The sequence below is a fragment of the Micromonospora sp. genome, from assembly GCF_048594385.1.
Classification (GTDB): domain Bacteria; phylum Actinomycetota; class Actinomycetes; order Mycobacteriales; family Micromonosporaceae; genus Micromonospora; species Micromonospora wenchangensis.
This window is the reverse complement of record NZ_JBMDWU010000558.1, coordinates 1-3394: the sequence shown is the minus strand read 5'-3', so window position 1 is coordinate 3394 and position 3394 is coordinate 1. Positions and strand designations below refer to the sequence as shown.

The 3394-nt window shown below is 71.4% G+C and carries 2 protein-coding genes; one reads left to right on the top strand and one right to left on the bottom strand.

Features of this window, described 5'->3' with window-relative positions; genetic code table 11:
- Window positions 1-123: 123 nt before the first annotated feature.
- The gene (locus tag ACOJTC_RS29635) at window positions 124-1881 is read right to left on the bottom strand and encodes a hypothetical protein (RefSeq protein ID WP_420119348.1); all 1758 of its coding nucleotides are present in this window, start codon (window positions 1879-1881) and stop codon (window positions 124-126) included.
- A 988-nt stretch (window positions 1882-2869) separates the two neighbouring features.
- Between ACOJTC_RS29635 and ACOJTC_RS29630 the strand changes: the two genes are divergently transcribed.
- Window positions 2870-3319 (top strand): DoxX family protein, encoded by a 450-nt coding sequence (locus ACOJTC_RS29630; protein ID WP_204924703.1) that lies wholly within the window; start codon window positions 2870-2872, stop codon window positions 3317-3319.
- The last annotated feature ends 75 nt before the right edge of the window (window positions 3320-3394 follow it).

Below are 3394 nucleotides of genomic sequence, written 5' to 3'. Positions count from 1 at the left end.
GGGCGGGCCGGGCCCCCGGCCCCCGGCGACCACCCGCCGTGGGGGGTGGCGCGCCCGGGCCGGGGTGGCCCGCCGGCCGGTGGGGACCGTTCCGGCCGGCGGGCCACGGTCAAGCGGCCGGGGTCACCGGCGGCTGACCCGGATCAGCTCCCAGCCACCCTTGGGGACGCCGGGCGTCGGGTCGGTACGCAGGTTCATCGGGTTCGCCATCCCGACGTAGAGCGTGGAGCCGTCCACGATCATCGTGCGTACCCCCTGGTTGAGCGGGTTGCCGAAGCCTCCGGTGTCGACCGCGCGGGCGGGTCGGTCCGGCGCGTCGAACGCCCAGAGGTCGGAGCCGAAGGTGGGCGGGGTGGTGGCACCGGCCGCCGGGGGCGTCGGCAGTTGACCCTCCAGCGAGATGTAGGCGAAGTCCATGGTGCCGATGTAGAGCCGGCCGCCAGCCACCGCCATCTTCCAGGCGTACAGGTTGAACGGGTCGCCGAAGCCGGAACCGCCGTAGACCGGGGTCACGCCGGTGGGTGCCGGCGCCCAGGCGCCCACGCCGTTGTTCGCGGTCGGGTCGAAGGCCGGCAGGGTGGACTCGCCGTAGAGCGTCTCGATCCGTTCGTGGGCACCGCCGAGGTTCTGGCCCCGGAAGACCGCGAACGCCCGCTGGGTGTTCTGCACGGTGGCCTGGAGCTGCGCCTGGCTACGCGGCGGGTACACCGAGACGTGCAGGGCGGTCGCCTGCAGCGGCACGTGCATGGTGCCCCAGTAGAGCCGGCCGCCGAAGGAGGCGAGCCCACCGAGGGCGTACGCCCGGCGGACCACCGGGTCCGGCTCGTACTCGGCGGCCGACCAGACCTGCGTCCAGTTCCCGGCGTCCTCCGGGTTGAGACCGGGTGCGCCGACGGCGAGCAGCGGGCTCATCCAGATGCTGGCCAGGTCGTTGGGGTCGTCGGCCGGGGGCGGTGCCAGCGGGGTGCCGCTGTCGGCGGGGGCCACCGTGGTGACCGGGGACGGGGCGACCGAGCCCTCGACGATCGCCTTGGGCCAGGTGGAGACGTAGAGCCGGCCCTGGTGTTCGGTGAGGTCGGCGACCTGGGTGGGCAGGTCGGCGACCTCGGTGAAGGTGAACGGGGTGGTGCGGTCACCGGTCCAGCGCAGCACCTTGCCCGCCTCGCCGCCGTTGACGCCCACGCCGACCCCGGCGTAGAGCGCACCGCCGGCGACCACCCAGTGCCTGATGTTCTCGTACGCGGAGAGGTTGGTCGAGCCGAGGTACCGGCCGGTGACGCCGTCGAAGGCGAACACGTTCACCCCGCCGATCACGCTGGGCCCGGCGAGCAGCACGACCCCCTGGTGGGCGGCGGCGCTGCGCAGCCCGGCGGTGGTGTTCAACAGGTTGGCGTCCGCCGGAGAGGCCGACGTGATGTCGGCGGTGCGCTCGGTGAGCCGTTCGGTGGCCAGGTCGTAGGTGTAGACCTCGGGGGTGCGGTGGTCGCCGAGGTTGGCCGGCCAGGCCGGGTTGGCCCGGGCCGGCTGGCTCTGGTCGAACTCGCAGACGTAGTCGTCGTTGAGGATCGGCTCGCGGACCTGGTAGCCCTCGGGCTTGAGGCAGAGCACGTTGGCTCCGGTGCCGAACCAGAGCCGGCGGCCGACCTGGGCGAGCCCCCAGACGTACGACTGGTTGACCTTGGGCTGGCCCTCGGCGCAGGGCGGTCCGGGAGGATAGTCGACCCCGACCCCGGCGAAACACTCGTCGGCGGCGGCCTTGGCGAGCAGCCGTATCGATTCGGGCCGGGTGTCGGCGCTGGCCGGGGTGGCGAGAAGAGGTAGCAGAATCAGGGTGCCGAATGTGGCGAGCAGTCGTGACGGCAGGAGCGGTCGACGTCGCACGGTGGTCCTTTCCGTGAATGCCGGTCGAGGTGGCGTCAGCCGGGACGGCGAGCAGGTAGACCACTCTCGACCAGGGAGAATGGAGGGTCGACGTTGCGCACGGAATGGCAGCACCGGTTGCCTGGGTAACCTCGTCCGGTGGATGTGCGAAATTGCCGGCACGAGAATCACGGGCCGGTCGGGTGTGGTGCGGGTGACTGATGAATCCGGGGGTGGGTTCGCAGTTCCGGGCGTAACGTGGTGACGAGGTTAACGTATTACGGTGGCCGTTACCGCGATGCGGGTTGTTAAGGATTATTGAACTGCCCAGGAGGGTGGTCGGCGCGGCGGGCGGCTGTCCGGAAGCGACGTCGGGTGCCTCGACGCGGGTGCCGGGTGAATTGCTGATGGGTCCGGCTTTCGGGGTCTCCCGGGAATACCGTGCCAACCGGTTGCTGTCGTCCGAAGCCGGCGCGCGGGCCACGGCGGTCGGTCGGTGGTGTCGGCTGCCGCCGGGGCGGGTGGTGGGTCTGCATGCCTGCCGGCGTGCTCAGCGGACTCGCACGTGGCGCGGCGGTGGTGCGGTGACACCGGCCGGGGTGGCGGTCGGATGCGGCGGTCGGGAGATGCGCCGCCCGCGTCGTCCGGGGTGCGGCGGTCGGGGTCGGACGGCGGTGCGGGCGGCCCCGCGACGGGCCCGCCGGAGGCCACGCGAATTGTGCGCATATTCATTTACCATAAACATCGCGTATGAACTTGATGACAGTTCATTCATAGTTAACAATCATTACGTTCGGCGTCGCGCCGACCGCCGTCGGGGCGGTTGGTGCGGGCGCGGCGGGCGGGTCCGGTGCCGATCGGTCCGGCGTCGGCCGGCGGGGGCGACCCGCGGTGCGGAGGGGTGGGGTATTGTCTCGCAACGGGATCTTCCCAGAAACAAAGAATTTATCGATTTAACTGCTTCGATGCCTCATCATGGGGGGAAGTAATCCCTTCCATGGAGGTTCCCATGAACGTCTCTCGGCTCGGCGGGCCGACCCTGTCCCTGTACCGCATGGTCATCGGCCTACTGTTCATGCTGCACGGCCTGTCGTCGGTCTTCGGGTTGTTCGGCGGCAACCCGGTTACCGGCAAGGCTGTCCCGCTCGGCGCCTGGCCGGGCTGGTGGGCCGCGCTGATCCAGCTGGTCTGCGGCGCGCTGGTGCTGGCCGGTCTCTTCACCCGGCCCGCGGCGCTGCTCGCGTCCGGCTCGATGGCGTACGCCTACTTCGTGGTGCACCAGCCGGAGGGCCTGCTGCCACTGCGCAACGGCGGCGAGCTGTCCGCGCTGTTCTGCTGGTCGTTCCTGCTGATCGCGGTCCTCGGCCCGGGTTCCTGGGCGCTCGACACGCTGCTCGGCCGCCGGCGCTCGGACGCCCCGGCGGCCCCGGTCTCCGAGCCCGCCTCGGTGTCGGTCTGACGCGCTGACCCATGTCGCCGGGGCCGCCGCGACGAGGCGGCCCCCGCGACCCGGCCGGTCCGGGGGTGTTGGGAG

Excerpts from the sequence above, each read along its gene's own strand:
- ACOJTC_RS29630 (WP_204924703.1), top strand. The coding sequence starts at position 2,870 with ATGAACGTCTCTCGGCTCGGCGGGCCGACCCTGTCCCTGTACCGCATG.